This is a genomic window from Caulobacter sp. DMC95, assembly GCF_056313785.1.
On the sequence record NZ_JBQUZP010000003.1, the window covers coordinates 77642 to 102939 of the forward strand.

The following is a 25298-nucleotide window of genomic DNA, read 5'->3' on the forward strand; positions in this document are numbered from 1 at the left end:
AAGGTCCTCTGAGTTAAGTCGGTGGTTGGGTAGCCCCCTCCATCTAGAACGTCCAGCGCTGCGCGCAAGGGCGCATGTGGTAAATTTACCACAGACTTGTGGTTGCGACCGCACCCCACCCGTACAGCGGAGACCCTTGGGCCACCTCCAGCCGCGCGGCGGCGGATGGCGAGTCGGCCGCGCGCTGGGCGGCGGCGTAGGTGAAGCTGGGCGTCTCCACCTCGGCCTCACGCAACACAGCGAGCCCGTCCAGCACCCTCACGCGGTAGCGCTCGACGCCCTCGGCGAGCGGGACCTCGCCCGCCCAGACATCGCCGCCGACCCGTGCGCGACGGATCCAGGACAGCGACAGGTCGCCGCCGATCATGCGCTTACGAAGATGCGCCGGGGCCAGGGGACACAAGGCTCTTCCGGTCCAGACCGTGCCGACCTGCGTCATCCCCGGCCCTGATGGCGGACCGCCGGCCGGGGCGGCGCGCACGGTCAGACTTGTTCCCCGCTCGAAGGCCGCGACGCTCATCGGAACCACCGCCTCATCCAGCAGCACCACGGCCGCGCCCGCCGGGATCACGACCGGACTCGCCGCCCCGTCCCGCTGGCCGCGCAGCAGCCCCGACAGCCGCCAGACGTCCGGCGCGATCAGCTCGGCGGTATGGAACGCGATCACCTCCCAGTCACCGGACGGCGCGCGGATCGCCAGAGTGTTCTGGCCCGCCAGCATGGCGGCCAGCGGCGCGGAGGACAGGCTGGTCCCCTCCATCCGCACCTCCAGTCGCGCCGACCGGTCCAGGCGGTGCGGCGAGGCGGGCGCAAGATCGGTCAGGGTCACGCCCAAGGTGGCTGGGGCGGCTAGGCGCGCCCGGACCGTCAGGGTCTCGACGCTGGCGCCCGCATGGACGTCCAGCGGCCGCCAGGGCTCGGCGGCGCCGGCGACCCGCGGGCGGGCGTCGTCGGACAGCGCGCCGTCCGAGGGCAGGTCCAGCAAATGCAGCACCGGCGGCGAGGCCGGGTCGCGCGGCGGGGCCGGCGTCCAGTCGATCACCGCATCGACGCCTTGGGTTCGCAGGACCGGCGCCAGTGTGGCGCGAGGCCTCTCGTCAAGATCCAGACGCAGGACCCGCCAGGTCTCCCCGTCCAGCGTCAGGCGGTCGCCGGCCTGAAACCGCAGGGCCGCGGACGGCGCCAGTCGCAGGATGCGGGAGCGCCGCGCGGCGGCGTCGCTATCCAGCATCCGGCGCGCCACCGCGCCAGCCTCGGCCGCCGACAGCACGATCGGCGCATCCATGTCGCGCGTCCCGTCGCCCGCCTCGCGGCGGACGATCAGGGCGCCGACCTGATAGTCGCGGGCGGCGTCCAGGAACCGCAGGCGCAGGGCCTCGGCTGCGGGATCGAGGGTCCGGGTCTCGCGCTCGGCCGCGCCGTCCTCGGGCAGGACAAGGTCGTCCGGAACCAGCGCCGCCACCGCCCGTCCCGTCCGCGACACCATCCGCACCCGATCGCCGCGCTCGACTGGGTCGAGGGCGAAGGCCTCGGTAAGCGGCGACAGCGCGTCGCGCAGGCGCATCGGCCGATCGACCACATAGCCGCCCAGGGCCCCGCCCGCCTCGCCGGGGTCGAGCGTCACGCCCGCGCGCACGCCCAGGGCCTGGATCAGCTCGGGCAGCGGCGCGATCCCCGCCCGCCCGGTCAGCCAGTGGCCCAGCAACCAGTTGCCGCCGTCGCTCCACACATCCGACCGCGCGGGAAAGTCGGGGAACGGCCGCGCGTCCCAGCACCAGGCGCTGGCCGCCTCGATCATAGGCCCGCCATACAGCGGCGAGACCGGATTGGCGGCCGGCTCGTCCAGCCAGGCCAGCACCGCCTCCAGATAGCGCCGCTGGCCGAAGTCGTCGCGCTCGCCGCTCGAATACGGCGGCAGGAAGCTTTCCGAGCTCTTGGGATCGATGAAGAGGTTCGGCGAATTGGCGCCCTTGTCCACCGCCGGGCAGCCGAACTCGGTCAGGCGGATCGGCTTGGACCTCGGGATCCAGGCCGTAGGCGCCGCCGACCGGACGCCGCCGGGCCGGTCGTGGTGCGGGTGGCTCCACCAGGACAGCAGGTCTTTCGCCCGGAACATCCAGGCCTCGCCATGGGCGCCGTCGGTGATCGGAGTGCGGGCCTGAGCGTCGCGGTCTGCGCCGCTGGCGTAGTACCAGTCAAAGTCGGCCCCGCCCGTCAGGCCAGCCCGCAGATAGGCCGGGTCGTGCGGTCCCTCGTAGCCGGCCACCGCGTCCAGGTGATCCTCGCCCTCGCGCCAGTCGGTGACCGGCGGGTACCAGTCGACGCCGACGAAATCGATATTGGGGTCGGCCCACAGCGGATCAAGGTGAAACACCGCATAGCCCGAACCATCGCGGGGCTGATGGCCGAAATACTCGCTCCAGTCGGCGGCGTAGCCGAGCTTGGTTGTCGGTCCCACCACCGCGCGCACATCGGCGGCCAGGGTCTTCAGCTTGGCCACCGCCGGATAACTCCCTCCGGGTCCGCGCGTGGTCGTCAGGGCGCGCAGCTCCGAGCCGATGATGAAGCCGTCCACCCCGCCCGCCTGCGCGGCCAAAGCGGCTTGGTGCAGCACCATCCGGCGCAGCCCCCATTCGCCGTCGAAGAAGGCGTTCACCTGAGTCGTCGCCGCCGCCGTCCCGTCGGCCGAGGGCGGATCGCAGGCGATGCGGCCCCGCCACGGATAGGCCGGCTGACCCGGCGGGGTGTCCATCAGGATGAACGGATACAGCGTCACCTTCAGGCCGCGCCGCTTCAGCTCGGCGATGGCCTGCAGCACCACCGCGTCGGCGGGCGTGCCGCCATAGGCCGGGGCGCCGTCCTTCAGCGAGATCAGATGCGCGCCGGTGCGATCGACGCCCGCGACGCTCCAGGTCAGGGGCAAGGTGTCCTTGGCCGCGCCCTCGACGCCGGGCTTGATCTGGCACTGGCCGCAGCGGAGATCGGTGCCAAACCAGGCGACGACCAGGGTCACGTGATCGACGTTGGGCAACTGCGCCTGCAGCTGGTTCAGCGCCACCATCAGGTCGGGAAGGCCCTCGGCGTTATGGACGCTCTCGCTGGCGGTGCGGGTCAGGCCCTCGCGGCGCAGCACGGCCTCGGTGGCGTAGACGAACTCACCCGCGCCGGGGATCAGGCACACGCCCTTCAGGCGCTCCTCCAGCCCCACCGTCCCCGGCGCGCGCGGCCTGCGGAAGACCTCGAACGACAGCTGCGGCGGACGATTGCCGAAGGTCTCCAGCGGCAGGTCCTCGAACACCACATAGGCCACACCGCGATAGGCTGGGGCCTCTCCCTCAATCGCGGCTATCAGCGGATCAGGAAGCTGATCCTCAGTTCCCAGATGCACGCGCATCGTCACGCCCGACAGGTCCATCACCCGCCCGTCGGCCCAGACCCGGCCGATCCCGTCGATCGGTCCCTCGGCCACCGCGACGGCGAACGACAGGCTGTAGGCGTAGGCCGTCGTCTTCTGGCCCTTGGATCCGCCGACCCTGCCCTCGACCCGCCGCTCGCGAAACCGCGCGGCCCAGATGACTTGGCCGCCGACCCGCGCGCGACCGAACACGCACGGCAGCGCCGCGCCTTCGGCCGCGCCTGTCAGGCGCAGTTCAGGGATGCGCGGCCCGACCTGGCGCGCGGGCGAAAGGGCCGACAGCGCCGCCTGGTCGACCAGACCGCCGACGAGGGCGCCGGCCACGGCCCCGATGGGACCACCGAGGGCTGAACCCACGCTGGAAAGGATCACCTGAGCCATTCTTATGCTCCTTCTCTACCGACCTCCCCGGCGAATGCCGGGGCCCAGATTCAGCCTGAGCGTCAGACGTGCTCGCGCCAGATCGCGGCGCCTAACCTCTCAAGGTCTGGGGTTCGATCTGGACCCCGACTTTCGCCGGGGAGGTCGGGTGTTTTGGGGATGGGAAACCGAAACGCCGCCACGCACCGCTCGCGCCACCACCGTCCCAAGGCGCTCTCGACGCACGCGCGGCCCCAGTAGGCATGGATGATGCGGTCCGGCGCAGACTGGATGGCGCAGTGCTTGGTGGCCGCGCCCGGCGCCATGCGGAAGACGAGCACGTCGCCGGGCTGGGCTTGCGACACCGGGATCGCGACCAGCCAGCGGTCGAATGCGTCCAGCAGCGGCTCGCCCACGCCGATCTCGGCCCAGTCGGGACGATAGGGCTGCGGCGCCTCAGGCTCGTCGCCGTACAGCGCACGCCAGACGCCGCGGACGAGGCCCAGGCAGTCGCAGCCGGCGCCCAGCGTCGAGGCCTGGTGGCGGTAGGGGGTGCCAAGCCAGAGGCGGGCTTCCTCCAGCACGCGGCAAGCCCCCTCCCCCGCCGTTCGGCGGTCCCCCTCCCTCGATGGGGGAGGAAGGTGATTATCCTTCCGCCCCCTTTGGGGGCGGACGGTCGCGCGAAGCGCGGCCCGGTGGGGGCTCACCGCCGCTCGCCGTCGTTGCGCTCGCCCTCGACGGGGTACAGCGTCAGAAAATCCTCGCCGGGCGACGTCGGAAAACCCCGGAAGTTCACGCCGTTGCCGAACACCCCGACACAGGTCGCCCAGCGCTTGTCGCAGGCCGCCCCCGGCGCGGGCGTGATCCCGCAGCGGACATCGCCCAGACGCGCGTCGCACAGCCGGGTGAAGGTGCGGCCCGCCACCCGCTCCAGCGCCGCCAAGGGTCCGGCCAGGGTGGCGGTGAAGGCCTCGCCCTCGCGGGTCACCGAAGCGATAGTGGCGGTCCAAAGCGACACGCAGCGCGACGGCGCGCTCCAGTCGACGCGCAGCGCCTCGACCTTCGCCCCGTCGTAGAGACCTGCGGCGAGGTCCGCCTCGGTGATCCCGGCGTCGTCCAGCACGCCCAGCACCGCGCTCTGGCCAGCCCCGTAGCCGGCGGCGGTGTCGGCCGCGCCGGGGCTCCAGCCGCCGCTAGCGCGGCAGGTGACGCCATCGACGAAAAGGTCGCGATCATGGTCGGTGAAGCCCAGCCTCGTCCCGTCGGCGCGCGTCAGGATCCAGGCGTGGCAAAGTCGGGCCTCGTCCAGGCCCTCGGGCAAGGCGCGCATCAGACCAGCACCTCAATGAGGGAACAGGCGGTGACGCGCGCGGCGGCGAAGCCCTCCAGCGTGACGTCCAGCCGATCGAGGTCAAAGCGGACCGGCGTGTCGAACTCATAGCCTGCCGTCACCGCCGCCCCGGCCGCTGGCGCGGTGGTGAGGGTGACGAGCCCCGTGGCGGCGTCGACGGCGAAGGCGGCCGGCGCCAGGACGACGCCGGCCACGGCCACCTTCACCGTCCCCCCGACCGGCTTGGTGATGGCGCGGATCACGGCGTCGGCGCCCGCGCCGTAGCTCTTACGCAATTGGAAGACCTTACGGGCGCCGTCGCCTGTTCCCAACGCCTGGTCGCCCGCCGCCGGCTGCGCCGAGGGCGCGCACGACTTCCAGTCGGCCGGGTCACGGAAACGAAAGCCGCACAACCGCCCGCGCCGGGCCTCGAAGAAGGCGACCAGCTCGGCGATTTCGTCCAGCGGACGCGGCGCGGTGGCGATCAGATAACGACGCCGACTCTGGGCCCAGGGACTGGTGCGACGCTCATGGCCCGAGGCCAGGGTCACCACGTCCGTGCGCCGCTCGACGCCGCCCGTGCAGCCGAACGCCAGGCGCGCAGGCAGGCGCGCCTCATGGAACTCGCTCATCAAGTGATCCTTCTGGAAGTCGTGAAAAGGTTTGCGGAAAAGCAAGGGCCCGCGTAGCCGACGCCATTAAGACGACGTCATGACCCGCTTTTCACTTCATGCGCGGGCGATCGGTCCCTAGGTTAGGGATCGAGATTGGAGACCACGAAATGGATTGGAAGACCCTGTTCCTGTCGCCTGAGGGCCGCATCGGCCGGCAGTCGTTCTGGATCGGCTGGCTCGTCCTGCTGGGCGTCAACGTCGTGGCCGGCTGGCTGCCGATCATCGGATGGGCCCTGTCTCTGGCCACGATCTACGCCAGCGTCTGCATCCATTCCAAGCGGCTGCACGACATGGGTCAGACCGGCTGGTGGCAGGTCCTGCCGTGGGTCCTGGGACCGGTGCTGGTGTTCGGCGCCGCCATCTCGGTGGGCGTGATGCCCGCCATCGCCGCCCTCACCAACGGCGAGCCAGAGGTTTCGGCCTTGACCGCCCTGGTGGGCCTGTTCGTGTCGATCTTCATCGCCTTCGCCATCTGGCTGGCCTTCACGCTCTGGGTCGGCTGCAGCGTCGGCCAACCGCGCGAGAACCAATACGGCCCGCCGCCGATCAACCCGAACGCCGTGACGGTTTAGGCATCAGAATAGCGCCCCCTCCACCGCGGAGCCTGTCCTCGGGCGCGCGCTTCGCGCGACCCGGGGGCGTTCCCCCTCACCCGCAACGCGGGGGAGGTGGCGCGATGCGAAGCATTGTGACGGAGGGGGCGCTTTCCACATCAAAGCCCCCTCGCCCCCAGCGTGACCGCCCGCGCCAGGGCCTGGGCGATCTGGGCGTCGGAGCGGATCAGGCCGGACGCCTCGCCGCCCTGGACATTGACCGTCACCGAGACGCCGCCGCTTCCCACCGGCTCGATGCTTCCGGCCGAGGCGGGGCGGAACAGCTCCGGTCCCCGCTCGCCCACCAGATAGGCCCCGCCGGGCAGCACCGGCCCGCCGTCCGCGCGGGCTCCGGCGAAGGTCTTGGTCAGGGCCTCGCCCAGCCCGCCGCCCTTCAGCGCCGCCCCGGCCGCGCCCAGCACCGCCCGCGCCAGCTCCGACAGCGACACCTGCCCGTCCGAGGCGGCGCGAGCCAGGGACCGCACCAGCGAGGCGCCCGCGCGAGCGAAGGCCTCGTCGATCGAGCGCGCGGCTCGTTCGGCGGGGGCTTTCAGGCTCTCCAGAGCGGCGGCCGCCTCGGCGGCGCGGGCGGGCACGGCCGACAGGCTGTCTTGGTCGAAACTCATGGCGCGGTCTCCTCATCGGGATAGCGGGCGATCAGGTCCTGCAGGCGCGCGCGGTTCAGAACCGGCGCAGGCTCGGCCTCTGTCAGCGCCCGCCACTCCGTCAGCGACAGGCGCCAGAAGGCCTCAGGCGGCAGGCCCAGCGACAGGGCCAAGCGCAGCGGCGCGGCCCAGCTCATGCGCAGGCGGCCAAGGCGGCGGCGAGAGCGCTGGCGGCCTCGGGCACGGTGGCCCGGGTGGCGATCTCCGGCGCTTCGCCGCCGCCGTCCAGCAGCGCGGCGAGGATGGCCGAGAGCTCACCGGCGCTCAGCGTGGCGATGCGGTCGGGCAGCTGCGACCAGTCGGCGAGATTGAGCGCCGCCTCGATGCGCGCCAGGGCGCCGAGGGTGAGGCACAACCGACGCGGCGCGCCGGCCAGGGTCACGACGACCTCGCCGCGGGCTGGGTTGGGGGTGAGCATGGGAATCTCCGTGAGGAGCGCCCCCTCCGTCACGATGCTTCGCATCGCGCCACCTCCCCCGCGTCGCGGGTGAGGAGGACAACCTTCCTCACCCGTGCAACGGGGGAGGTGGATCGGCGCGGATACGCGACGAGACGGAGGGGGCGCTTGCTGACTACAGCGCCGTAAACGTCACCGCCCCGGCGCTGGCGAGGCTCAGCGCGAACACCGCCTCGCCGTCGTGTTCGCCGGCGTATTCGAGCGCAGCGACGATGAACGCCCCCTCCAGCTGGCCGAAATCGGGGATCACCAGCCGCCACACGCGGGCCGACTGGTCGAAGAAGCTGGTCCGCACCTGGGCGTCGGAGGCCGCGTCGCGGAACACGCCCGAGCCCGAGACGGCCACCGCCTTGACCCCCGCCCCGGCCAGCAGCTCGCGCCAGCGGCCGGTGCTGTCGCTGTCGGTGATGTCGAGGGTCTTGGCGTTCAGGCTGATCGTGCGGGCCCGTAGGCCCGCGACGGTGTGGAAGGTGGGCGTCGGCGCCCCGTCGCTGATCTTCAGCAGCATGTCCTTGCCGGCTTGGGCGGCCATCTGGGTTCTCCGTTAGAGGGCCTCGGTCACCGCCCGCACGCGGACGATCCCGAGGGTGGTTTCGCGGTCGGCGCCGGCGAAGACGTCGGCATAGGGCACGCGCAGGTTCACAAGCCGCCGGCCGACAAGGGCGGGCCGGGCGTCATGCAGCGCCAGGCGGACAGCGGCGACCAGGGCGCGGGCCTCCTCGGGACCGCCGAAGCGGCTGGCGCAGGTCAGGGTGAGCAGGTGCTCGATCCCCTCCCCGCCCACGCCGCCGACCTGCCGGCCTTCAGACCGGGTGACGACGACGCACGGATAGGTCGGCAGGCGGGGGCTGGCGCCATAGATCCGCTGGCCGGCGATGGCGGTGACGGCGGGCGCGGCCTTCAGGGTGGCGACCAGGGCGTCGATCAGGGGCTTGTCGCTCACAGCCTGGTCTTTCGGTACGGGGCCAGCCACGGCTCGACGAGGGCGAGGGACGGCTCGCCGGTGTCTCTATGCTCGTAGGCGTGGGCGGCGAGGATCAGCACCGACAGGCGCAGCGGGGCGGGGCTCGCCGCGGTCAGGGCGACGCCCGCGGCGCCGGCCACCCGCGCCTCGGCGGCGTCGATCAACAGGGTCAGCAGCGCGTCTTCCGAAGCGTCGGACACGCGCAGGAACGCCCTGGCCTCGGCCAGGGTGAGGGCTTGGGGCATGGGGGAATGTCCTGAAAATCCTCCCCCCAGCGGGGGAGGTGTCGGACCGCTAGGGACGACGGAGGGGGAAGAGGCCGGCTTTCCAGCCCTTCCCCCTCCGTCCGCTTCGCGGACACCTCCCCCGCTGGGGGGAGGATTGGATTACGACGCCGCGAACTTCAGCAGCTTCACGGCGTCAAAGTTCTGCACGCCGCCGCCGACGCGCTTGGTGGTGTAGAACAGCACGTGCGGCTTGGCCGAATAGGGATCGCGAAGCACCCGCACGCCGGCGCGGTCGACGATCAGATAGCCCTTCTCGAAGTCGCCGAACGCCACCGCCAGGCTGTTGGCCGCCACGTCCGGCATGGCCTCGATCTCGGTGACCGGGAAGCCGAGCAAGCTGGCCGACTGCCCCGGCTGCAGGGCCGCGTTCCAGATGTAGTTGCCCTGCGCGTCCTTGAACTTGCGCACGGCGCTGACCGTGCGGCGGTTCATCACGAAGCGGCCGTTCTGACGGTACTGGGTCTTGGCCGCATAGATCAGGTCGATCAGCTTGTCGGTCGGATTGCTGGCCGGCCAGCCGCCCGCCACGCCCGTGGCCAGATAGCCGACCTGGCCCCAAGTGTAGCTGGCGTCCGGCGCGGCGGTGTAGGCGAGAAAGCCCTTGGGCTTGTTGACCCCGTCGCCGGTGACGAAGGCCGTGGTCTCCTGGGCGGCGAAGGCGTCCTGCACCTCCTCGGCCAGCCACTCGTCGATGCTGACATAGGCGTCGTCCAGCAGGGCCTGGGTCGCCGCCGGGCTGGCGTAGAGCTCGCCGGCCGGGAAATCGATGACATCCAGGGTCGGGGCCGTGGTCTCGGGCCGCGCGGCGGTCTCGGCCACCCAGGCGGCGGCCAGGCCCGTGGGCGACACCGGCTTGCGGAAGGTCCCGGCGCCGATGGTGCGCACCTGGCAGATCTCACGCATCGGCGAGGTGGCCGCCAGACGCCGCAGGATCAGCCGCTCCAGCTCCGGCGGGGCGACATAGCCGCCGGCGGTGGCGACGCCTTCCGACAGCCCCTTGGCTTCGAGCAGGACAGCGGGCGTCTCGCCGGTCTTCACATAGCGGTCGAAGGCGGCCTTGCGCTCGTCCACATGCGCCAGCGGCGCCTCCGCCGAAAGCGAAGGACGCCGCAGGTCGGCCATGATGCGGTCCAGACGATCCTGGGCGCGGGACATGGCCTCGTCGATACGGCCGACCTTTTCCTCCAGCAGGACGTCGGCCCGCTTGGTCTCGATGGCCGAAAGGCGCGCGTCATTGGCGGCCTTGAAGCTCTCGAACGCGGTCAGGACGTCAGCCAGCGCCGCGCGGGCCTCGGGCGAGGCCGCGTGTTTGGTTTCCTTCATGAGGATCTCCGGAGATGAAAGAAAATCCTCCCCATAGCGGGGGAGGTGTCGGCCCGCAGGGACGACGGAGGGGGAAGACGCCGAGCCAGGACAACGTCCCCCTCCGGCCCTGCGGGCCACCTCCCCCGCTATGGGGAGGATCTAGAAAGCCGCGCCCAACTCAGGCGGGCTTGGGGCAGCATCGGGAAGGTCACGATCGACACCTCCCAAAGCTCCACGCGGCTGAGCACGCGCAGGCGGCCTTGCGTGCGCGCCTTGACCTGACGAAAGCCGATGGACAGGCCGTCCAGCGCGCCGGCCTCGACCAGGGCCGCGACCAGCCTTCCGCGCGGCGTGGTCCGCAGGATCCGGCCGCGCACGAACAGCCCCTTGGCGTCCTCGACCACCGCGTCCCAGACGCCGATCGGCTCGGCCTCGTCGTGCTGGTGCAGCATCTTGACCGGCGTTCCCGCCGCCAGGCTCTCAGCGAAGGCCCCGGCGGCGGTGACGTCGTCATTGAGGTCGCGGGTCCAGAACAGGGACGCGTAACCCTCGATCTTCAGCTCATCTGTCATGGCCGCGCTCCAGTCGGGCCTCGATGCGAACAAGGCTCTGGCGCGCGGCCTCGGCCTGGGCTTCCAGGCGGGCCAGACGCTCGGCGACCGGGGCCTGGGCCTCGAGCCGGCGCTGCATCTCGTCGATCCGCGCGGCGGCCTTGCCGGCCCACAGCAGGGCGGCCGCCGCCTGCAGAAACACGGTGACGAGCACGGCGGCCGACACCTGGCGGTCCAGCCGCCAGCGGGTGGGTTGGGTCATGGGAACCTCCAAATCCTCCCCCCAGCGGGGGAGGTGTCCGCGAAGCGGACGGAGGGGGAAGAAGCCGGCTCGGCAGTGCTCCCCCCTCCGGCCTTCGGCCGCCTCCCCCACAGGGGGAGGATTTCTACTGCTCCAGCCCCGCCAGCCGCCGCCGCTCGGCGTCGGTGAGGAAGCTTGCCGCCTGCAGCCGGCTCCACAGGGCGTCCCGCTCGACCGACAGGGCGGGAACCGCGTCGAGATCCGGAACAATCGTCGCGCCGGGGAACTTCGCCCCCAGCCAGCCGGTGAGCGCACGCGCCGCGCGCTGGGCCAGCGGAACCGCCGTGCCGCGCCAGAAGGCGGCGTTGGCCTCGCGATAGTTGGCGTAGGTGTTGTCGCCCGGAATGCCCAAGAGCTGCGGCGGGACGCCGAACGCCAGGGCGATCTCGCGGGCGGCGGCGTGCTTGCCTTCGGTGAAGTCCATCTCGGCCGGGCTCAGCGACATGGCCCGCCAGTCGAGCCCGCCTTCCAGCAGCAGCGGCCGCCCTGCGTTGGCGGTGCCGGACTGGGCGCTGGCCAGCTCGGTCTTCAGCCGGTCGAACTGCTCGTCGGTCAGGCGGTCGCCGGCGTCCTTGCTCGAATAGACAAGCGCCCCCGAGGGCCTGGCCGAATTGTCCAACAGCGCCTTGTTCCAGGCGCTGGAGGCGTTGTGCACGTCAATCGCGAAGGCGGCGGCCTCCAGCGGCGAGAGGCCGTAGTGGTCGCTCGTCGGATTGAACAGCTTCAGGTGCAGCACCGGCAGCCAGCCGTCGCCGTCGCGGCCGATCCGCGCCGTGCGGCCGGCGGCCTGGTAGTCATAGGCCAGCGGCCAGCCGCGCGGTCCCGGGACCATGGTCATCCGGTCGGGTCGCAGGGCGTAGAGCTCGCTGGGCTGAGCGTCGCCCGCCGCCTCCAGATAGGCGTTGCCAGCCACCTGCAGGTTCCCGAAGAACGCCTCCATCAGATCCGGCCCGCCCTGTTCGGGATTGGGCCGGTCGAGCAGGCGTTTCAGAGGGTGATCATCCGCGCGCCGCCCCTCGACGAATACCGCCAGCGGCATCGAGGCCGCCGCCTCGGCGATCACCCGCACGCAGCGATAGGCCACCGGGTTCTTGGCGAACCCCTCGGACGCGAGCGCGCCATAGTCGCGCGGCGTCCACTGCGGACGACCGCCGGTGGTCAGCGCGATCAACCGCGCGGCGCGGGAGTCCTTGCGCTCAGGCGGGCGCGGTTTGGAGAAGAGCATGGGGGGGCGCTCCGGGGGGGGGGTGGAGTTGAGAACGAAGGGTGAACAATTTAGGGTGGTGAAGAAGGCGTAGATCAACACCTCCCCCTGGCGGGGGAGGTGTCGGCGAAGCCGACGGAGGGGGACGTGAGACGACCCGAGAAACCCTGCATCGCTCAGGCGCGGAGGCTACGACGGCAGATGTCGCTACCCGAGGTTCTGTTGTGGAACGCTCTACGCGGCGGACGCCTCGATGGTCTGAAGTTCCGCCGCCAGCATCCGATCGGGCCTTATGTGCTCGACTTCTACTGTCCGGCCGCGCACCTGGCGGTCGAGATCGACGGCTGGTCTCACGCGACTGAGGATCAGCCGGAGCACGACGAGATCCGTGACATGCGGCTCGCCGAACGCGGCGTTCACACGCTGCGAATACCGGCGAGCGAAGTCTTGCGGTCCGTAGACGATACGTTGGCGACTATCCTGGAAGTCGCGCGACCAGGGAAACAAAATCCTCCCCCCAGCGGGGGAGGTGTCGGCCCGTAGGGACGACGGAGGGGGAAGACGCCGGGCCAGGCGAACTTCCCCCTCCGGTCCTACGGACCACCTCCCCCTCTGGGGGGAGGATTTGGAACGGTGAACCTCAACCCTCCCCCGCGACGCGGGGGAGGAACTTAGCTAGAGCGCCCGCAACCTCGGCCGCCTCACCTCGCCGAGCATCAAGTCACTGACCGCCCAGACCAGCGCATCCGCGCGGTCGGGGCTGTGTTCGAGATCGCCGGAGCCGAGGGCCATCAGTTCCTCCTCCAGCGCCACGAACGATCCGCAGTGCAACACGCGGCCTTGCTCGTAGAGCGCCGCCACCGGTTCGGCGCGGGCGCGTTTGCCCACGCTGGCGCGAACCAGCTTCACCCGGCACGGCGGATCGGCCTGGGCCAGGACCGAGCGGACCATGTCGCCGCCCTGGTTGGCTTCGGCCACGAGGGCGTCGGCGTTCCAGGTTCGGGCGGCCGCCACCGCCCTCCCCGCCCAGCCCGCCGGAGACAGTCCCCGCGCGGTCTGGTCGGCCAGAACGAAGGCGCGGTCATCGCGGCGGCCGACCACGACGATGCCGCAGGCGTCGCCGCCTGCCGTCGCCGGTGGGTCGACGGCCACGACCACGCGGTCGAGGCGCGCCGGCCGCGCGGCCCGGCATCTGGCCAGGTCCTCGGCGCGGAAGAGGCCGCCGTCGGTCTCGACCACGACGCCGTCCAGTTCCTGAGCGGCCAGGCGCGTGCCGCCATAGAGGCTCTCCAGCGTCCGCAGGAACGCAGGCGCCAGGTTGCCGGCGTTGGCGCTGGTTCCGGCGCGGGTCAGGGCCACGCCTGGCTCGGCCATCAGGGTCTTGAGCGCCCGATGCGGCTTGGGCGTGGTGGTGACGACCAGGCGCGGATCCTCGCCCAGCCGCAGGCCAAACCGCAGCATGGCCAGGGTCTCGCCAGGTTTAGGCCACGCGCAGAACTCATCGGCCCAGGCGGCGTGGAACTGCGGGCCGCGCAGGGACTCCGGGTCTTCGGCCGAGAAGGCGTAGGCGACCGCCCCGTTGGGCCAGACGAGGCGCCGGCGGGAGGCTTCCCAGCGGGGGCGGAAAAGGGGGCCGCCCATCGACCTGAGACCAGACGATCCCTCGATCATCACCTCACGGACGTCGTGCAAGGTGGGACCGATCAGCGCCTGGCTTGGATAGGCCAGGGCGTTCCAGGTGATCCACCGCGCCCCGGCGAAGGTCTTGCCTGCGCCCCGCCCGCCCAGCATCAGCCAGGTCGACCAAGCCCTGTGGTCCGGCGACATCTGGTGCAGCAACGGATCGGCCTGAACCGCGCTAAGCAGGCGCTGCTGGTCTGGCGTCTCCAGCCCCACGATCACGCTCGCCAGCGCCCTCATCATCCCGGCGCTTGAGTTCGAGCAGCTCAGCAAAGCGAGTAAAGCGGGCGACAAGAGCGGCTTGAAGCTCTTCGGGATCGTCCGGAATGCCGTCATGCATGGAAGCCTCGTCGTCATCGGCCGCCTCGTCGGCGGCGGGTTTGGCTTTGGGCTCGGGAACCATCGTCGCCACCGCCTTGGTCGAGCGCGCGAAGACCCCGCAGGCGCGGGCGTCCTTCTCGATCTGGGCGCGTTCGGCGGGGTCGGTGGAGATTTCAAAGGCGGCGATGAGCGCGTCCATCTTCGCCTGGAGGCGGGTCTGCAGCATCGCGCTCCAGTCCTGAACCTCGTCGCTTCTTCCGGCCATGACACAAAGATACGGCGCCAGCGGGCGCGGATGATTGGCGGACGCATAAAAGTGACAAGGCACTGATTTTACTCGACTTTACCTGGCTTATTCAGAGCGTTCAGGCGCGCCAATCCCCGTACCTGGGCCGTCGTACGGGTCAAGGCGTCCCTGAAAATCCGCCCGCCGGGGCGCCCGATTGGCTATCCTGCCCTCAACGCGCATGGACATGTCATGTTAGCGCTCCCATATAGCAGCTCCGCACCCTAACCAGCAGGACGACCATGGCGCATTTGACGGGCGAGCTTCTGATCGGCGGCGAGCGCCGCTTTGGAACCCACGGCGAGATCAAGGGCGTGAACCCCGCGACGGGTGAGACCCTGGAGCCGGCGTTCGGCGGCGCGACCAAGGCCGATGTCGAGGCGGCCTGCGCCCTGGCGGCCGAGGCGTTCGGCCCCTACCGGTCCCTGCCCTACGAGACCCGCGCCCGGTTCCTGGAGTCGATCGCCGAGCACATCGAGGCCATCGGCGATGAGCTGATCGTCCGCACCATGGCCGAGACCGGCCTGCCGCGCCCGCGCCTGGAGGGCGAGCGGGGCCGCACCGTCGGCCAGCTGCGCCTGTTCGCCAGCGTGCTGCGCGACGGCGGTTTCCTGGAGGCGCGGATCGACCCCGCCCTGCCGGAGCGCAAGCCGCTGCCGCGCCCGGACCTGCGGCTGCGCAACGTGCCGCTGGGCCCGGTGGCGGTGTTCGGCGCGTCGAACTTCCCGCTGGCCTTCTCGGTGGCCGGGGGCGACACCGCCAGCGCCCTGGCGGCCGGCTGCCCGGTGGTGGTGAAGGCCCACCCGGCCCATCCGGGCGCCTCGGAGCTGGTCGGCCGCGCCGTGCAGGCCGCCGTCGCCGCCTGCGGCCTGCATCCGGGCGTGTTCTCGATGATCCACGACAGCGGCTACGAGGTCAGCCAGGCCCTGGTCGCCGATCCGCGGATCAAGGCCGCCGGCTTCACCGGCTCGCGCCGGGGCGGTTTGGCCCTGCTGGCCATCGCCCAGGGCCGCCCCGAGCCGATCCCGTTCTACGCCGAGATGAGCAGCATCAATCCGGTGATCCTGCTGCCCGCCGCCCTCAAGGCCCGCGCCGACAAGATCGCGCCGGACTTCGTGGCCGCCCTGACCCTGGGCGCGGGCCAGTTCTGCACCAATCCCGGCCTGATCCTGGCCCTCGACGGCCCCGAGCTGGACGCCTTCGTCGACGCCGCCGGCAAGGCCGTCGAGGCCGCCCCGGCTTCGGTCATGCTGACGCCGGGCATCTGCCAGGCCTTCGCCCACGGGGTCGCGGCCCTGACCGACGCGGCGGAAGTCACCACCGTGGCGCGCGGCCAGACCGGCCCCGAGCACAGCCACACCGGCCAAGCGGCGCTGTTCTGCGTCAAGGCCGCCGACTTCCTGGCCAACCCGCACCTGCACGAGGAAGTGTTCGGCGCCGCCTCGCTGGTGGTGCGCTGCGCGGGTCAGGCCGAGCTTGAAGCCGTCATCGCCGCGCTCGAGGGCCAACTGACCATCGCCCTGCACCTGGAAGACGCCGACCACGCCCTGGCTGCCGCCCTGCTACCCGCGCTGGAGCTGAAGGCCGGCCGCATTCTGGTCAACGGCTTTGGCACCGGCGTCGAGGTGGCTCACGCCATGGTCCACGGCGGCCCGTTCCCCTCGACCAGCGACGGCCGCACGACCTCGGTCGGGACCTTGGCGATTGCCAGGTTCCTGCGTCCGGTCAGCTACCAGAACCTGCCGGAAGCGCTGCTGCCGGCGGAGCTGAAGACGGAAAACCCGCTGGGCGTGGTGCGGCGGGTCGATGGGGTGGTGAAGGTGGGCTAAACCCTTCAAAACCGTGTCATCCCGGGCGGCGTAGCCGACCCGGGACCCAGGGGCCAAGCGCAGTGCGGTTGCCCTGGGTCCCGGCTCTCCGCTTCGCTCCGGCCGGGAAGACACGGTTTTGTTTTGCGATGATAGTTAGGCAATTGCTTGACTATCCGTAAGGTGCGCGATACTTAACCCCATGCCTAACCAACAGCCCTCGCTCGACCTGATATTCCAGGCCCTCGCGGATCCCGCGCGGCGGAGCATGGTCGAGCGGCTCAGCCGGGGCCCCGCCTCGGTGAGCGAACTGGCCAGGCCGCTGGACATGTCGCTGCCGGCGGTCATGCAGCACCTGGCCATGCTGGAAGCGGGCGCGATCGTGACGTCGGAGAAGGTCGGCCGGGTGCGCACCTGCCGGATGAACCCCGTCGTCCTCAGTCTCGCCGAACAATGGATCAACCAGAGGCGCACCCAGTGGGAGCGCCGTCTCGACCGGCTGGGCGACTTCCTGGCCGCAGAGGACGAGGAGTCCCGGAAATGACCGACCGCAACGCCGTCCACGCCACCTTCGTCGTCGAGCGCGTCTATGCAGCCTCGCCGGCTCGCACCTTCGCCGCCTTCGCCGATCCCGAGAAGAAGAAGCAGTGGTTCAAGGGGCCCGACGACTGGAGCTTCGAGCAGAAGTTCGACTTCCGGGTCGGCGGCGAGGAATACAGCATCGGCGGCCCTGCCGGCGAGCCGCCGCACCGGTTCTACAACCGCTATCTCGAGATCATCGAGAACGAGCGGATCGTCTACACCTACTGGATGCACCACGGGCAGCCGCTAGCCTCCGCCTCGATCGCGACTATCGAGTTCCTCCCAGAAGGCGCCAAGACCCGCGTCGTCATCACCGAGATCGGGACGTTCCTGGACGGCTACTACTCGGCCGAGGGCCGCGAGGAAGGCATCCGCCTGCAACTGGAAGCGATCACGCCGGTGGTGGAGGGCTGATCTTCCTTCCGCCCTCTCTGGGGCGGACGACCGCGCGGCGCGCGGTCAGGTGGGGGCAAGTGGCAGGATTTCGCCTCTGACTTGCCCCCTCCGCGCCTTCGGCGCTCCTCCCCCGGAGGGGGAAGAAGGAACGCGGTCCTAGTGCCCCCCGGCGCTCGGCGGCTTGGCGAGCTTGGCCACGTCGCCTTCCGTCACCGGCTTGGCGTAGCTGTTGCCGAAGTGGGTCCGCACATAGGTCACCGCCTCGGCCATCTGGGCGTTGCTGAGCGTGCCGGCGAAGCCGGGCATGGCGCCCTGCCCGCGCGCCACGACCAGGATCGGATAGGCCGCCCCGGCCAGCTTGGGGTTTGAGGCGAGACCCGGAATGGTCCCCGCCCCCACCGCGCCCTTGGCGTCGGCCATGTGGCAGGCCTGGCAGACCGCGCCATAGACCTGCTCGCCGGTCACCGGCTTTTCGACCCGCACCACGCCGCCGGCCGAGTCTTGTGCGAAGGCGGGGGCGGCCATCAGGGTCGCCGTCAGCAGAAGAAGCTTACGCATGTCAGGGCTCCCGATCAGGCGCTCAGGGCGCGTTTGTGCAGGCGGGTGATGGCGTCCAGGGACGACAGCAGCGCCCCCTCCATCCAGCAGCCGACATAGGAGGCGTGCTCGCCGGCCAGGACGATCCGGCGGTCCATGGCCACCAGGGTCTGGTAGTGCTGCTTGCGCGTCTCCTCGTTCCAGCGGGCGCAGCAGCCCAGGGTCCAGGGCACGCGGCTCCAGGCCACCGAGGCGCCGGTGCGGAACTCCTTGCGGTAGCTTGTGGGATGGATCACCGAACCCTGCGCCAGGGCCACCTCGATCCGCTGCTCGGGCGTCATGCCGGCCAGGCGGAAGGCGCCGAGGTCGCGGGCGAAGGCGCCCAACAGCACCGCCGGACCATCCTGGAACATGTTGTTGTTCGGGTAGGAGATCAGGCCGATCTCCTGGTCGGTGAAGCTGTGGCCGCCATAGATGAAGTCGTCCTCCTCCCAGAAGCGACGGTTCATCTCTAGGCCCATCTTGACCTGGCCCGAATAGGGCACGGCCTTGATGGCGGCCATCATCTCGTCGGTGACGGCCAGGTCCATCTGGCCCAGGATCCCCAGCGGGATCGTACAGACGCACCAGTCGCCCTTGGCCTCGGTGACCTTGCCGGTGACGGTGTCGGCATAGGTGACGACCACGCCCTTGTCGTCCTGGGCGATCTTGCTGACCTTGGCGTTGTAGGTGATCAGGCCCTCGACCTGCTTGGCGAAGGCTTTGCCGATCATGTCCATGCCGCCCACCGGCTGGAACATGGTGGTCTGCATCTCGTGCCCCATGAAGAAGGCCATCGAGGTCCAGACCTGGGGGTCCAGCACGTCGTGCAGGCTGTAGAGGTCGTCAGAGGGGATCGGCGCGCCGTCCACCCCGCCCCCGCCAGGCCGCTTGAAGCCCCGGTGCGAGGAGGCCCGCAGCGAGGCGGCGTACCTGTAGTCCTTGTCTAGCATGCCCCAGCCCTTGAGTGCCTCAAGCAGGCGGTCGCGGTCCTCGGGCGTAACGGCGTCGTCCAGAGCCTTGGCGTTGACCGACTTGGCCAGGAGCTCGGCGATATTGCCCTCGAAGTCGGCGGCGGCGGCGTTGAACCGCACCGGCTTACCGCCAAAGGCCTGGGACGAGTGGACCCAGCCCGAGTGGTTGAATTGGATGAACGGCTCCAGGGCCACGCCGAACTGCTTGCAGTAGTGCAGCAGGGTCCGATGGTGGTGGGGAATGCGCCAGGGACCGGGGTTGAAGTAGTTGCCGGCCGCATAGCCGACCTTCTGGGTCGCGCCGCCCAGCTCGGTGTAACTATCGCCCCCACGAAGCGACCAGTTGCGGCCGCCGGCCCGGTTCTGGAACTCCAGAATCTGGACCTTGTAGCCGGCCTTGCGCAGCTCGAACGCCGCCAGCAGGCCCGCCAGGCCCGCGCCCAGCACGATGACGCTGGCGCCCGGCCGCGCGCCTTGCAGGTTCGGCGGGCCCGGAAAGCGGGTCTCGGCTGCGTGGCCCAGCGAGGTCATGGCCTGGTAGAGAGCCGCCGTGCCACCGACCTTGGCGATGGCGGAAAGAAGCTGACGCCGGGTCGGCGTACGAGCGCCCGTTTGCATGAAACCTAATCCCCACGAACCGCCGAACAGGCGGTGCGAACTCAGGGGCGCATGGGCGGACCCAGGGGCGCGAGTCCCGGTGCGGCGCTACAGCGGCGCTTTGCGTCAACGCGCCGAATTATCGGCGCCCGGAGCGTTCGGTTGCGCGCGAAGCAGGCGCCGGCTCTAGCTGACGATCCGCAAGGCGGGCTTGTCGCCCGCCGCCTGATTCAGCGGAACGGTGAAGTAGAAGCAGGAACCTTCGCCGGCCGCGGAATGCACGCCGATCGACCCGCCCATCAACTCGATCAGCTCGCGACAGATCGCCAGACCCAGGCCCGCCCCGTCATGCGCGCGGGTCAGCGAGGAGTCGACTTGAGAGAAGGTCTTAAACAGGTCCGGCAGGTGTTCGGGCGCGATGCCGACGCCCGTGTCCTCGACCTCGAACCGCAGGCTCTTGCCCGCCCGCCGGACCCGGACGATGACCGAGCCCTCGTCGGTGAACTTGACCGCATTGGCGACCAGATTGCCCAGCACCTGGCGCAGCCGCACCGGGTCGCCTGTCCAGCGGCCGCGCAGCGCCGGGTCGAGATCCACGGTGAGTTGCAGCCCCTTGGCGGCGGCAGCGCCCGAGAAGGCCACGCATGAGGCGTCCACCAGCGCGGCTAGGTCGAAGGTCTCTGACCTCAGCCGCACGCCGCCGTGCTCCAGCCGGGCTATGTCAACGATATCGTTCAGCAGGGCCAGCAGCGCCTGGCCGGACTCCTCGAGGATCCGCAGACGCTTGACCTGGGGCTCGGACAGCGTGTCGGCGGCCATGACCTGGGCCATGCCCAGCACGCCATTGAGGGGCGTGCGGACCTCGTGGCTCATATTGGCCAGGAAGCGCGACTTGGCGGCGTCGGCGGCCTCGGCGGCGTCCTTGGCGGCGATCAGGGCGTGACGAGCAGCCTCCATCTTGGCCAGGGCTTCGGCGACGCGCCGCATCAGCACGGCCCCGGCGACGGCCAGCACGATAAAGCCGATGATGATCCAGGGCGCGATGCTGCGGATCAGCGATAGACCGGGGTTTTGTGGGGACCAAGCCAAGGCCCCGATCGGCGCGCCGTCCATGTCCGTCAGGCCCGTGCTGGGGCCACGCTTCGGCGGCTGTTCCAGTAAGGCCAGCCCCTTCAGACCAAGGTCCGCTGCGAGTTGACCGATGAAGGCGGCGTTCAGCTCGCGTGCGGAGACGACCACGACAGGCGATCCGGTATAGCGGGCCGCCACCTCGGCGGTTTCGGGCGTCACCGAAGCCAGGGCCACGAGATAGGTCGCGCCATCGACGCGAAGCAGGCCCGTGCGCGTCACTTCGCCGGCCGTGCTGAGCCGGCCCGCGCGTCTGGCCCACAGCGCCTTGCCCGTAATGTCAGCCGCATAGCGGGTGACAGCCTCGGGAAATCCGCCAAGCGCGCCGACATTGGACCGCACGCCGTTCTTGGCCGCATACAAGACCTGCTCTTCGCGCATCACGAAGGTCAGGTCGTGACCGAACTGATCGTGGTAATAGCTTCCGAAGTTGGTGTCGGCCCATTCGGCGTCGATCCGCGCGCCCATGGCTTCATAGGCCGCGTCCCAAACGGTGGCCGAGGTCAGCTCGCGCTCCATCCGATCCAGGGTGCGCGAGACGGTGCGGCTGGCTAGGGCCGCATCATCGGCGGCGTCGGTGCGATCCACCTGCCGCGCGGCTTGCAGCATCAACGCCAGGGCGCCCAGCACGGACACCAGCACCAGGACGGCGGCCGCGCTGACGATCCCGAAAATCAGCCGGTTCGGCCGCGCCTCTAGCGCCGTTGGTAGAAGTCCCCGCCCCATAGTTTCACCCTGCGCTTTTTCAGGGTGAGCCGACACGCGACGCGTGGCCGCAGGTTGGGGTCATCACGGCAAGGCGCCGCGCAGAACCAGGGCCGTCACGGCGTCTCGCGTCTCGCTCATGAAGCCCTTGTCGGCCAACCCCTTGCCGGTCAGCGCCCGCACCTGGACGGCGAAGTCGGCGTAGTGCTGGGTCAGGGCCCAGACGGCGAAAATCAGGTGCGGCGGGTCGACGGGTCGCAACTTGCCGGCCTGAACCCAGGCGGCGATCACCGCGCACTTGGCGTCGAACACCGCCTTCAGGGGGCCGGACAGCACGGGTTTGAGCAGCGGCGCGCCCCGCAGCATCTCCAGGGCGAACAGGCGCGAGACCTCCGGGTGGTCGCGGCTCATCTCCAGCTTGGCGGCGATCAGGGCGCCGATCGCCTCGGCCGGATCGTCAGCCTCGGTGAAGCGGCCCAGCGGCGACAGCCACAGGGCTAGCCCCTGCTCCAGCACCGCCAGATAGAGGGCGTCCTTGGAGGGGTAATAGTACAGCAGGTTGGGCTTGGAGACCCCCGCCGCCTGGGCGATGGCCTCGACGCTGGCGCCGTCCGGGCCCTGCCGGGCGAAGACGGTCAGGGCGGCCTTGAGGATGGCGGCCTTACGCGCCTCGCCGGCCCGTTCTCGCGGACCCGGCGGGCGGGCCCCGCCGGCCGCCTGTCCGCCCCCCGCTTCGCCCATGCTTTGAGCGGCCTTGACCAGCTTGCGGGCGCCCGAGCCCGCCTTGGCGGTCGGACGGGCCGCCACCTTGCGCAGCGGCTTGACGCTTTTGGCGATCGGGTCGGCCATGAGCCCTCAAATCTGGACCATTTGGTCAAACATGGACCGAATGGTTCGGATTGCAACGTTACGCGAGATGGTATTCCATGCCTATCGCAAATCACAAGGCGCCGTGACGATGAGTTCTCCGATCACCCCGCTGTCGCCCGACGCCGTCATGCTGCCGGCCCGGCCCGAGCCCCTGCCGATGGATCCGAAGACAACGGCCGTGATCGTCATCGACATGCAGAACGCCTACGCCTCGCCGGGCGGCTATCTCGACCTCGCCGGCTTCGACATCTCGGGCGCGGCCAAGGTGATCCACGAGATCAAGGGCGTGCTGGAAGTGGCCCGCAAGGCCGGCATGACCGTGATCTATTTCCAGAACGGCTGGGACGACGGTTACATGGAGGCCGGCGGTCCAGGCTCGCCCAACTGGTGGAAGTCCAATGCGCTGAAAACCATGCGCGCCCGCCCCGAGTTGCAGGGCAAGCTGCTTGCGCGTGGCCAGTGGGACTATGAGCTGGTCGATGATCTGACGCCCCAGCCGGGTGACATCCGCCTGCATAAGACCCGCTATTCGGGCTTCTTCAACAGCCAGCTGGACAGCGTGCTGCGGGCGCGCGGCATCCGCCATCTTGTGTTCACCGGCATCGCCACCAACGTCTGCGTGGAGTCGACCCTGCGCGACGGCTTCATGCTCGAATACTTCGGAACCGTGCTGGAGGACGCCACCCATCAGGCGGGCCCCGACTTCGTCCAGAAGGCCGCCCTGTTCAACATCGAGACCTTCTTCGGCTGGGTCTCGACCACGGCGGACTTCAAGGGGGCGTTCGGGCAGTTGGCGCCGCAAACCTAGCCCCATCCACCCGATCTCCCCGGCGAATGCCGGGGCCCAGATCGAACCTACGAGCGTTTTAGGAACGGACCGACATCAAGGCGCGAACACCCCAACTGTCCCGGATGAATCTGGGTCCCGGCATTGGCTTCGCCGCACTGGCGTGTCGCCGGGAAGGTCGGACTTTTTGAGGATCTAGAGGACCAAACCCCATGCCCAAGACCGTCATCACCCCGCCCGGGACCCAGACGCCCATCGCCCCCTTCTCGCCCGGAACCCTGGCCGACGGCGTCGTCTACGTCTCGGGCACCCTGGCCTTCGACAAGGACAACAACGTCGCCTTTCCCGGCGACGCCGAGGCCCAGACCCGCCAGGTGCTGGAGACCATCAAGTCGGTGATCAAGACCGCCGGCGGCACGATGGAGGACGTGACCATGAACCACATCTTCCTGACCGACTGGGTCCACTACGCGCCGATGAACAAGGTCTATGCTGAGTACTTCCCCGGCGACAAACCGGCTCGCTACTGCATCCAGTGCGGCCTGGTGAAGCCCGGCTTCGTGGTCGAGATCGCCTCGGTCGCCCACGTCGGCAAGAAGTAGCCGGCCATGACCTCGGGCGTCGTCGACGGCATCTTCTACGAACTGCATGGCGGTCCCGTGGCCGGCCGGGAGGTCGTCTTGCTGTCGTCGGGCCTGGGCGGTTCGGGGGCGTTCTGGGCGCCGCAGATGCAGGCCCTGAGCGCACGCTGGCCGGTGGTCACCTATGACCATCGCGGCACGGGCCGCAGCACCCGCGAGCTGCCGCCGCACTACACGCTCGCCCACATGGCCGGCGACATGGTCAAGGTCATGGACGCCCTGGGCCTGGCCAGGGCCCACGTGGTCGGCCACGCCGCCGGCGGCAACGCCGGGCTGCAACTGGCGCTGGACCACCCCGATCGCCTAGCCAAGCTGGTGGTGGTCAATGGCTGGAGCGGGCCCGATCCGCATATCAAGCGCTGCTTTGACACCCGCCTCCATCTGCTGAACGACACAGGCCCTGAGGCCTACGTCCACGCCCAGCCGATCTTCCTCTATCCGGCCGACTGGATCTCGCGGAACCACACCCGGCTGATGGCCGAAGAGGCGCACCATGTAGCGGCCTTCCCGCCGCGCGAGGTGATGCTGGCGCGGATCAACGCCCTGCTGGCCTTCGACATCGACGCGCGGCTGGAGGAGATCACCCACCGGGTGCTGATCAGCGCCAGCGCCGACGACATGCTGGTGCCGATGAGCTGCTCCCAGCGCCTGGCCGGCCGCCTGCCCAACGCCGACTTCCAGCAGGTCGCCTGGGGGGGCCATGGCTTCACCGTCACCGATCCCGAGACCTTCAACGAGGGTCTGATCAAGTTTTTACAGGGGGAATAATCCCATGCAGGTCGGCGTCTTCATTCCCATCGGCAACAACGGCTGGCTCATCTCCGAGACCTCGCCGCAGTACATGCCCAGTTTCGAGCTCAACAAGACCATCACCCAGAAGGCCGAGCAGTACGGCTTCGACTTCGCCCTCTCGATGATCAAGCTGCGCGGGTTCGGTGGGAAGACGGAGTTCTGGGAGCACAATCTGGAGAGCTTCACCCTGATGGCGGGCCTCGCTGCGGTGACCTCCAAGATCAAGATCTTCGCCACCGTCGCCACCCTGACCATCCCGCCGGCCATTGTGGCCCGCATGGCCTCGACCATCGACTCGATCGCCCCCGGCCGCTTTGGCGTGAACCTGGTCACCGGCTGGCAGAAGGCCGAGTACTCGCAGATGGGCCTCTGGCCCGGCGAGGCGCACTATACCGACCGCTACAACTACCTGGCCGAATACACGACCGTGCTGAAGGACCTCTTGGAGACCGGCGTTTCGGACTTCAAGGGCAAGTACTTCACCATGGAAGACTGCCGGGTCAGCCCGCATCCGAAGGAGACCAAGCTGATCTGCGCGGGTTCATCCGACGAGGGCCTGGCCTTCACGGCCCAGTACGCCGACTACAGCTTCGCCCTGGGCAAAGGCACCAACACCCCGACCGCTTTCGCCAGCGTCAACCACCGCCTGGAGGCCGCCGCCGCCAAGACCGGCCGCGACGTCCAGTCCTTCATCCTGTTCATGATCATCGCCGACGAGACCGACGAGAAGGCGATGGCCAAGTGGCAAAAGTACCGCGACGGCGCCGACCAGGAGGCCCTGGCTTGGCTAACCCAGCAGGCCGCCCCCAACGCCAAGGCCGGCGCGACCACCAACACCCAGCAACTGGCCGCGCCGGAGTCGGCGGTAAACCTGAACATGGGCACGCTGGTGGGCAGCTATGAAAGCATCGCCCGCATGATGGACGAGATCGCCGAGGTCCCCGGCACGGCCGGCGTGCTGCTGACCTTTGATGACTTCGTGCAGGGGGTCGAGGATTTCGGGACCAAGATCCAACCGCTGATGAAGTCGCGGCAGAAGTAGAGCCTGA

Annotated in this window: 29 protein-coding genes and 4 pseudogenes; 10 read left to right on the forward strand and 23 right to left on the reverse strand. The window is 69.8% G+C overall.

Going from position 1 to position 25298, the window contains the following annotated elements; all coding sequences use genetic code 11:
- Positions 1 to 85 precede the first annotated feature (85 nt).
- From ACT53N_RS08390 to ACT53N_RS08405, 4 genes are all read right to left on the reverse strand, one after another.
- A complete protein-coding gene (locus ACT53N_RS08390) occupies positions 86 to 3796 on the reverse strand; it encodes a baseplate multidomain protein megatron (RefSeq protein WP_476063478.1) in 3711 nt (1236 codons plus the stop codon).
- 62 nt (positions 3797 to 3858) lie between these two features.
- Positions 3859 to 4359: a C40 family peptidase gene (locus ACT53N_RS08395; RefSeq protein WP_476063479.1), complete on the reverse strand. Its 501-nt coding sequence runs from the start codon at positions 4357 to 4359 to the stop codon at positions 3859 to 3861.
- Positions 4360 to 4478: 119 nt separating this feature from the next.
- Positions 4479 to 5105, reverse strand: a complete 627-nt coding sequence (locus ACT53N_RS08400) for a baseplate hub domain-containing protein (protein WP_476063480.1) — start codon at positions 5103 to 5105, stop codon at positions 4479 to 4481.
- Positions 5105 to 5740 (reverse strand): phage distal tail protein, Rcc01695 family, encoded by a 636-nt coding sequence (locus ACT53N_RS08405; RefSeq protein WP_476063481.1) that lies wholly within the window; start codon positions 5738 to 5740, stop codon positions 5105 to 5107. The genes ACT53N_RS08400 and ACT53N_RS08405 overlap by 1 nt, the downstream gene beginning before the upstream one ends.
- A gap of 146 nt (positions 5741 to 5886) precedes the next feature.
- Here ACT53N_RS08405 and ACT53N_RS08410 point away from each other — a divergent pair, with 146 nt between their 5' ends.
- On the forward strand, positions 5887 to 6351 hold the full coding sequence (locus ACT53N_RS08410; protein ID WP_476063482.1) for a DUF805 domain-containing protein: 465 nt from the start codon (positions 5887 to 5889) through the stop codon (positions 6349 to 6351).
- Between the two features lie 9 nt (positions 6352 to 6360).
- On the opposite strand, the pseudogene ACT53N_RS08415 reads toward ACT53N_RS08410, so the two are convergent.
- The 13 genes and pseudogenes from ACT53N_RS08415 to ACT53N_RS08475 all read right to left on the reverse strand — a co-directional run.
- Positions 6361 to 6492, reverse strand: a pseudogene (locus ACT53N_RS08415) (hypothetical protein); the annotation flags it as partial.
- Entirely contained in the window at positions 6492 to 6998 is a 507-nt protein-coding gene (locus ACT53N_RS08420; RefSeq protein WP_476063483.1) for a phage tail tape measure protein, read from the reverse strand. The gene ACT53N_RS08420 and the pseudogene ACT53N_RS08415, both read right to left, overlap by 1 nt.
- Positions 6995 to 7174, reverse strand: coding sequence for a phage tail assembly chaperone (locus tag ACT53N_RS08425; protein ID WP_476063484.1), 180 nt, complete (start codon positions 7172 to 7174; stop codon positions 6995 to 6997). The genes ACT53N_RS08420 and ACT53N_RS08425 overlap by 4 nt, the downstream gene beginning before the upstream one ends.
- Complete coding sequence (locus tag ACT53N_RS08430; RefSeq protein WP_476063485.1) at positions 7171 to 7455, reverse strand: GTA-gp10 family protein; 285 nt, start codon at positions 7453 to 7455, stop codon at positions 7171 to 7173. Before ACT53N_RS08430 ends, ACT53N_RS08425 begins: the two co-directional genes overlap by 4 nt.
- A 154-nt stretch (positions 7456 to 7609) precedes the next feature.
- Positions 7610 to 8026 (reverse strand): phage major tail protein, TP901-1 family, encoded by a 417-nt coding sequence (locus ACT53N_RS08435; protein WP_476063486.1) that lies wholly within the window; start codon positions 8024 to 8026, stop codon positions 7610 to 7612.
- A gap of 12 nt (positions 8027 to 8038) precedes the next feature.
- Positions 8039 to 8437 carry a DUF3168 domain-containing protein gene (locus tag ACT53N_RS08440; RefSeq protein ID WP_476063487.1) on the reverse strand — a complete coding sequence of 133 codons (399 nt, stop codon included), beginning with the start codon at positions 8435 to 8437 and terminating at the stop codon, positions 8039 to 8041.
- Complete coding sequence (locus tag ACT53N_RS08445; protein ID WP_476063488.1) at positions 8434 to 8703, reverse strand: head-tail connector protein; 270 nt, start codon at positions 8701 to 8703, stop codon at positions 8434 to 8436. Before ACT53N_RS08445 ends, ACT53N_RS08440 begins: the two co-directional genes overlap by 4 nt.
- A gap of 17 nt (positions 8704 to 8720) precedes the next feature.
- Positions 8721 to 8845, reverse strand: a pseudogene (locus ACT53N_RS08450) (NlpC/P60 family protein); the annotation flags it as partial.
- Complete coding sequence (locus tag ACT53N_RS08455) at positions 8845 to 10068, reverse strand: phage major capsid protein (RefSeq protein WP_476063489.1); 1224 nt, start codon at positions 10066 to 10068, stop codon at positions 8845 to 8847. The gene ACT53N_RS08455 and the pseudogene ACT53N_RS08450, both read right to left, overlap by 1 nt.
- Positions 10069 to 10196: 128 nt before the next feature.
- Complete coding sequence (locus ACT53N_RS08460; RefSeq protein ID WP_476063490.1) at positions 10197 to 10622, reverse strand: HK97 family phage prohead protease; 426 nt, start codon at positions 10620 to 10622, stop codon at positions 10197 to 10199.
- Positions 10612 to 10863 (reverse strand): hypothetical protein, encoded by a 252-nt coding sequence (locus ACT53N_RS08465; protein WP_476063491.1) that lies wholly within the window; start codon positions 10861 to 10863, stop codon positions 10612 to 10614. The genes ACT53N_RS08460 and ACT53N_RS08465 overlap by 11 nt, the downstream gene beginning before the upstream one ends.
- A pseudogene (locus tag ACT53N_RS08470) lies at positions 10863 to 10992 on the reverse strand (hypothetical protein); the annotation flags it as partial. The pseudogene ACT53N_RS08470 and the gene ACT53N_RS08465, both read right to left, overlap by 1 nt.
- The gene (locus tag ACT53N_RS08475; RefSeq protein ID WP_476063492.1) at positions 10988 to 12127 is read right to left on the reverse strand and encodes a phage portal protein; all 1140 of its coding nucleotides are present in this window, start codon (positions 12125 to 12127) and stop codon (positions 10988 to 10990) included. The pseudogene ACT53N_RS08470 and the gene ACT53N_RS08475, both read right to left, overlap by 5 nt.
- A gap of 180 nt (positions 12128 to 12307) precedes the next feature.
- On the opposite strand from ACT53N_RS08475, the gene ACT53N_RS08480 reads away from it, so the two are divergent.
- Entirely contained in the window at positions 12308 to 12649 is a 342-nt protein-coding gene (locus ACT53N_RS08480; protein ID WP_476063493.1) for an endonuclease domain-containing protein, read from the forward strand.
- 132 nt (positions 12650 to 12781) lie between these two features.
- On the opposite strand, the gene ACT53N_RS08485 is transcribed toward ACT53N_RS08480, so the two are convergent.
- Both ACT53N_RS08485 and ACT53N_RS08490 read right to left on the reverse strand, forming a co-directional pair.
- Positions 12782 to 14080 (reverse strand): DNA-packaging protein, encoded by a 1299-nt coding sequence (locus ACT53N_RS08485; RefSeq protein WP_476063494.1) that lies wholly within the window; start codon positions 14078 to 14080, stop codon positions 12782 to 12784.
- Positions 13965 to 14372, reverse strand: coding sequence for a hypothetical protein (locus ACT53N_RS08490; protein WP_476063495.1), 408 nt, complete (start codon positions 14370 to 14372; stop codon positions 13965 to 13967). Before ACT53N_RS08490 ends, ACT53N_RS08485 begins: the two co-directional genes overlap by 116 nt.
- Before the next feature lie 263 nt (positions 14373 to 14635).
- Between ACT53N_RS08490 and ACT53N_RS08495 the strand changes: the two genes are divergently transcribed.
- The 3 genes from ACT53N_RS08495 (at position 14636) to ACT53N_RS08505 (ending at position 17197) form a co-directional block, all read left to right on the forward strand.
- A complete protein-coding gene (locus tag ACT53N_RS08495; protein WP_476063496.1) occupies positions 14636 to 16222 on the forward strand; it encodes an aldehyde dehydrogenase (NADP(+)) in 1587 nt (528 codons plus the stop codon).
- Between the two features lie 181 nt (positions 16223 to 16403).
- Complete coding sequence (locus ACT53N_RS08500; protein ID WP_476063497.1) at positions 16404 to 16745, forward strand: ArsR/SmtB family transcription factor; 342 nt, start codon at positions 16404 to 16406, stop codon at positions 16743 to 16745.
- Positions 16742 to 17197, forward strand: a complete 456-nt coding sequence (locus ACT53N_RS08505) for an SRPBCC family protein (RefSeq protein ID WP_476063498.1) — start codon at positions 16742 to 16744, stop codon at positions 17195 to 17197. Before ACT53N_RS08500 ends, ACT53N_RS08505 begins: the two co-directional genes overlap by 4 nt.
- Before the next feature lie 138 nt (positions 17198 to 17335).
- Here ACT53N_RS08505 and ACT53N_RS08510 read toward each other — a convergent pair whose 3' ends face one another.
- From ACT53N_RS08510 to rutR, 4 genes are all read right to left on the reverse strand, one after another.
- A complete protein-coding gene (locus ACT53N_RS08510) occupies positions 17336 to 17737 on the reverse strand; it encodes a c-type cytochrome (RefSeq protein WP_476063499.1) in 402 nt (133 codons plus the stop codon).
- Positions 17738 to 17751: 14 nt separating this feature from the next.
- Positions 17752 to 19377 carry a flavin monoamine oxidase family protein gene (locus ACT53N_RS08515; RefSeq protein WP_476063868.1) on the reverse strand — a complete coding sequence of 542 codons (1626 nt, stop codon included), beginning with the start codon at positions 19375 to 19377 and terminating at the stop codon, positions 17752 to 17754.
- A 135-nt stretch (positions 19378 to 19512) separates the two neighbouring features.
- On the reverse strand, positions 19513 to 21180 hold the full coding sequence (locus ACT53N_RS08520; RefSeq protein WP_476063500.1) for a sensor histidine kinase: 1668 nt from the start codon (positions 21178 to 21180) through the stop codon (positions 19513 to 19515).
- A gap of 63 nt (positions 21181 to 21243) precedes the next feature.
- Positions 21244 to 22008 (reverse strand): HTH-type transcriptional regulator RutR, encoded by a 765-nt coding sequence (gene rutR, locus ACT53N_RS08525; protein ID WP_476063501.1) that lies wholly within the window; start codon positions 22006 to 22008, stop codon positions 21244 to 21246.
- A gap of 109 nt (positions 22009 to 22117) precedes the next feature.
- Here rutR and rutB point away from each other — a divergent pair, with 109 nt between their 5' ends.
- From rutB to rutA, 5 genes and pseudogenes are all read left to right on the forward strand, one after another.
- Positions 22118 to 22837: a pyrimidine utilization protein B gene (gene rutB, locus ACT53N_RS08530; RefSeq protein WP_476063502.1), complete on the forward strand. Its 720-nt coding sequence runs from the start codon at positions 22118 to 22120 to the stop codon at positions 22835 to 22837.
- A 26-nt stretch (positions 22838 to 22863) separates the two neighbouring features.
- Positions 22864 to 22998, forward strand: a pseudogene (locus ACT53N_RS08535) (hypothetical protein); the annotation flags it as partial.
- A 30-nt stretch (positions 22999 to 23028) separates the two neighbouring features.
- Positions 23029 to 23418, forward strand: a complete 390-nt coding sequence (rutC, locus tag ACT53N_RS08540; protein WP_476063503.1) for a pyrimidine utilization protein C — start codon at positions 23029 to 23031, stop codon at positions 23416 to 23418.
- A gap of 6 nt (positions 23419 to 23424) precedes the next feature.
- Positions 23425 to 24225 carry a pyrimidine utilization protein D gene (gene rutD, locus ACT53N_RS08545; RefSeq protein WP_476063504.1) on the forward strand — a complete coding sequence of 267 codons (801 nt, stop codon included), beginning with the start codon at positions 23425 to 23427 and terminating at the stop codon, positions 24223 to 24225.
- A gap of 4 nt (positions 24226 to 24229) precedes the next feature.
- A complete protein-coding gene (gene rutA, locus ACT53N_RS08550) occupies positions 24230 to 25291 on the forward strand; it encodes a pyrimidine utilization protein A (RefSeq protein ID WP_476063505.1) in 1062 nt (353 codons plus the stop codon).
- Positions 25292 to 25298: the final 7 nt, after the last annotated feature.

Bases quoted from the DNA above. Each gene is read 5' to 3' on its own strand.
- ACT53N_RS08500 (WP_476063497.1), top strand. From the start codon at position 16,404: ATGCCTAACCAACAGCCCTCGCTCGACCTGATATTCCAGGCCCTCGCG.
- ACT53N_RS08435 (WP_476063486.1), bottom strand. From the start codon at position 8,026: ATGGCCGCCCAAGCCGGCAAGGACATGCTGCTGAAGATCAGCGACGGG.
- ACT53N_RS08400 (WP_476063480.1), bottom strand. From the start codon at position 5,105: ATGCGCGCCTTGCCCGAGGGCCTGGACGAGGCCCGACTTTGCCACGCC.
- rutD (WP_476063504.1), top strand. From the start codon at position 23,425: ATGACCTCGGGCGTCGTCGACGGCATCTTCTACGAACTGCATGGCGGT.
- ACT53N_RS08495 (WP_476063496.1), top strand. From the start codon at position 14,636: ATGGCGCATTTGACGGGCGAGCTTCTGATCGGCGGCGAGCGCCGCTTT.
- ACT53N_RS08510 (WP_476063499.1), bottom strand. From the start codon at position 17,737: ATGCGTAAGCTTCTTCTGCTGACGGCGACCCTGATGGCCGCCCCCGCC.
- rutC (WP_476063503.1), top strand. From the start codon at position 23,029: ATGCCCAAGACCGTCATCACCCCGCCCGGGACCCAGACGCCCATCGCC.
- rutR (WP_476063501.1), bottom strand. From the start codon at position 22,008: ATGGCCGACCCGATCGCCAAAAGCGTCAAGCCGCTGCGCAAGGTGGCG.
- ACT53N_RS08455 (WP_476063489.1), bottom strand. From the start codon at position 10,068: ATGAAGGAAACCAAACACGCGGCCTCGCCCGAGGCCCGCGCGGCGCTG.
- ACT53N_RS08480 (WP_476063493.1), top strand. From the start codon at position 12,308: ATGTCGCTACCCGAGGTTCTGTTGTGGAACGCTCTACGCGGCGGACGC.
- ACT53N_RS08410 (WP_476063482.1), top strand. From the start codon at position 5,887: ATGGATTGGAAGACCCTGTTCCTGTCGCCTGAGGGCCGCATCGGCCGG.
- ACT53N_RS08460 (WP_476063490.1), bottom strand. From the start codon at position 10,622: ATGACAGATGAGCTGAAGATCGAGGGTTACGCGTCCCTGTTCTGGACC.
- ACT53N_RS08505 (WP_476063498.1), top strand. From the start codon at position 16,742: ATGACCGACCGCAACGCCGTCCACGCCACCTTCGTCGTCGAGCGCGTC.
- ACT53N_RS08445 (WP_476063488.1), bottom strand. From the start codon at position 8,703: ATGCCCCAAGCCCTCACCCTGGCCGAGGCCAGGGCGTTCCTGCGCGTG.
- ACT53N_RS08520 (WP_476063500.1), bottom strand. From the start codon at position 21,180: ATGGGGCGGGGACTTCTACCAACGGCGCTAGAGGCGCGGCCGAACCGG.
- rutB (WP_476063502.1), top strand. From the start codon at position 22,118: ATGAGTTCTCCGATCACCCCGCTGTCGCCCGACGCCGTCATGCTGCCG.
- ACT53N_RS08420 (WP_476063483.1), bottom strand. From the start codon at position 6,998: ATGAGTTTCGACCAAGACAGCCTGTCGGCCGTGCCCGCCCGCGCCGCC.
- ACT53N_RS08465 (WP_476063491.1), bottom strand. From the start codon at position 10,863: ATGACCCAACCCACCCGCTGGCGGCTGGACCGCCAGGTGTCGGCCGCC.
- ACT53N_RS08475 (WP_476063492.1), bottom strand. From the start codon at position 12,127: ATGCTCTTCTCCAAACCGCGCCCGCCTGAGCGCAAGGACTCCCGCGCC.
- ACT53N_RS08425 (WP_476063484.1), bottom strand. From the start codon at position 7,174: ATGAGCTGGGCCGCGCCGCTGCGCTTGGCCCTGTCGCTGGGCCTGCCG.
- ACT53N_RS08430 (WP_476063485.1), bottom strand. From the start codon at position 7,455: ATGCTCACCCCCAACCCAGCCCGCGGCGAGGTCGTCGTGACCCTGGCC.
- rutA (WP_476063505.1), top strand. From the start codon at position 24,230: ATGCAGGTCGGCGTCTTCATTCCCATCGGCAACAACGGCTGGCTCATC.
- ACT53N_RS08390 (WP_476063478.1), bottom strand. From the start codon at position 3,796: ATGGCTCAGGTGATCCTTTCCAGCGTGGGTTCAGCCCTCGGTGGTCCC.
- ACT53N_RS08490 (WP_476063495.1), bottom strand. From the start codon at position 14,372: ATGGCCGGAAGAAGCGACGAGGTTCAGGACTGGAGCGCGATGCTGCAG.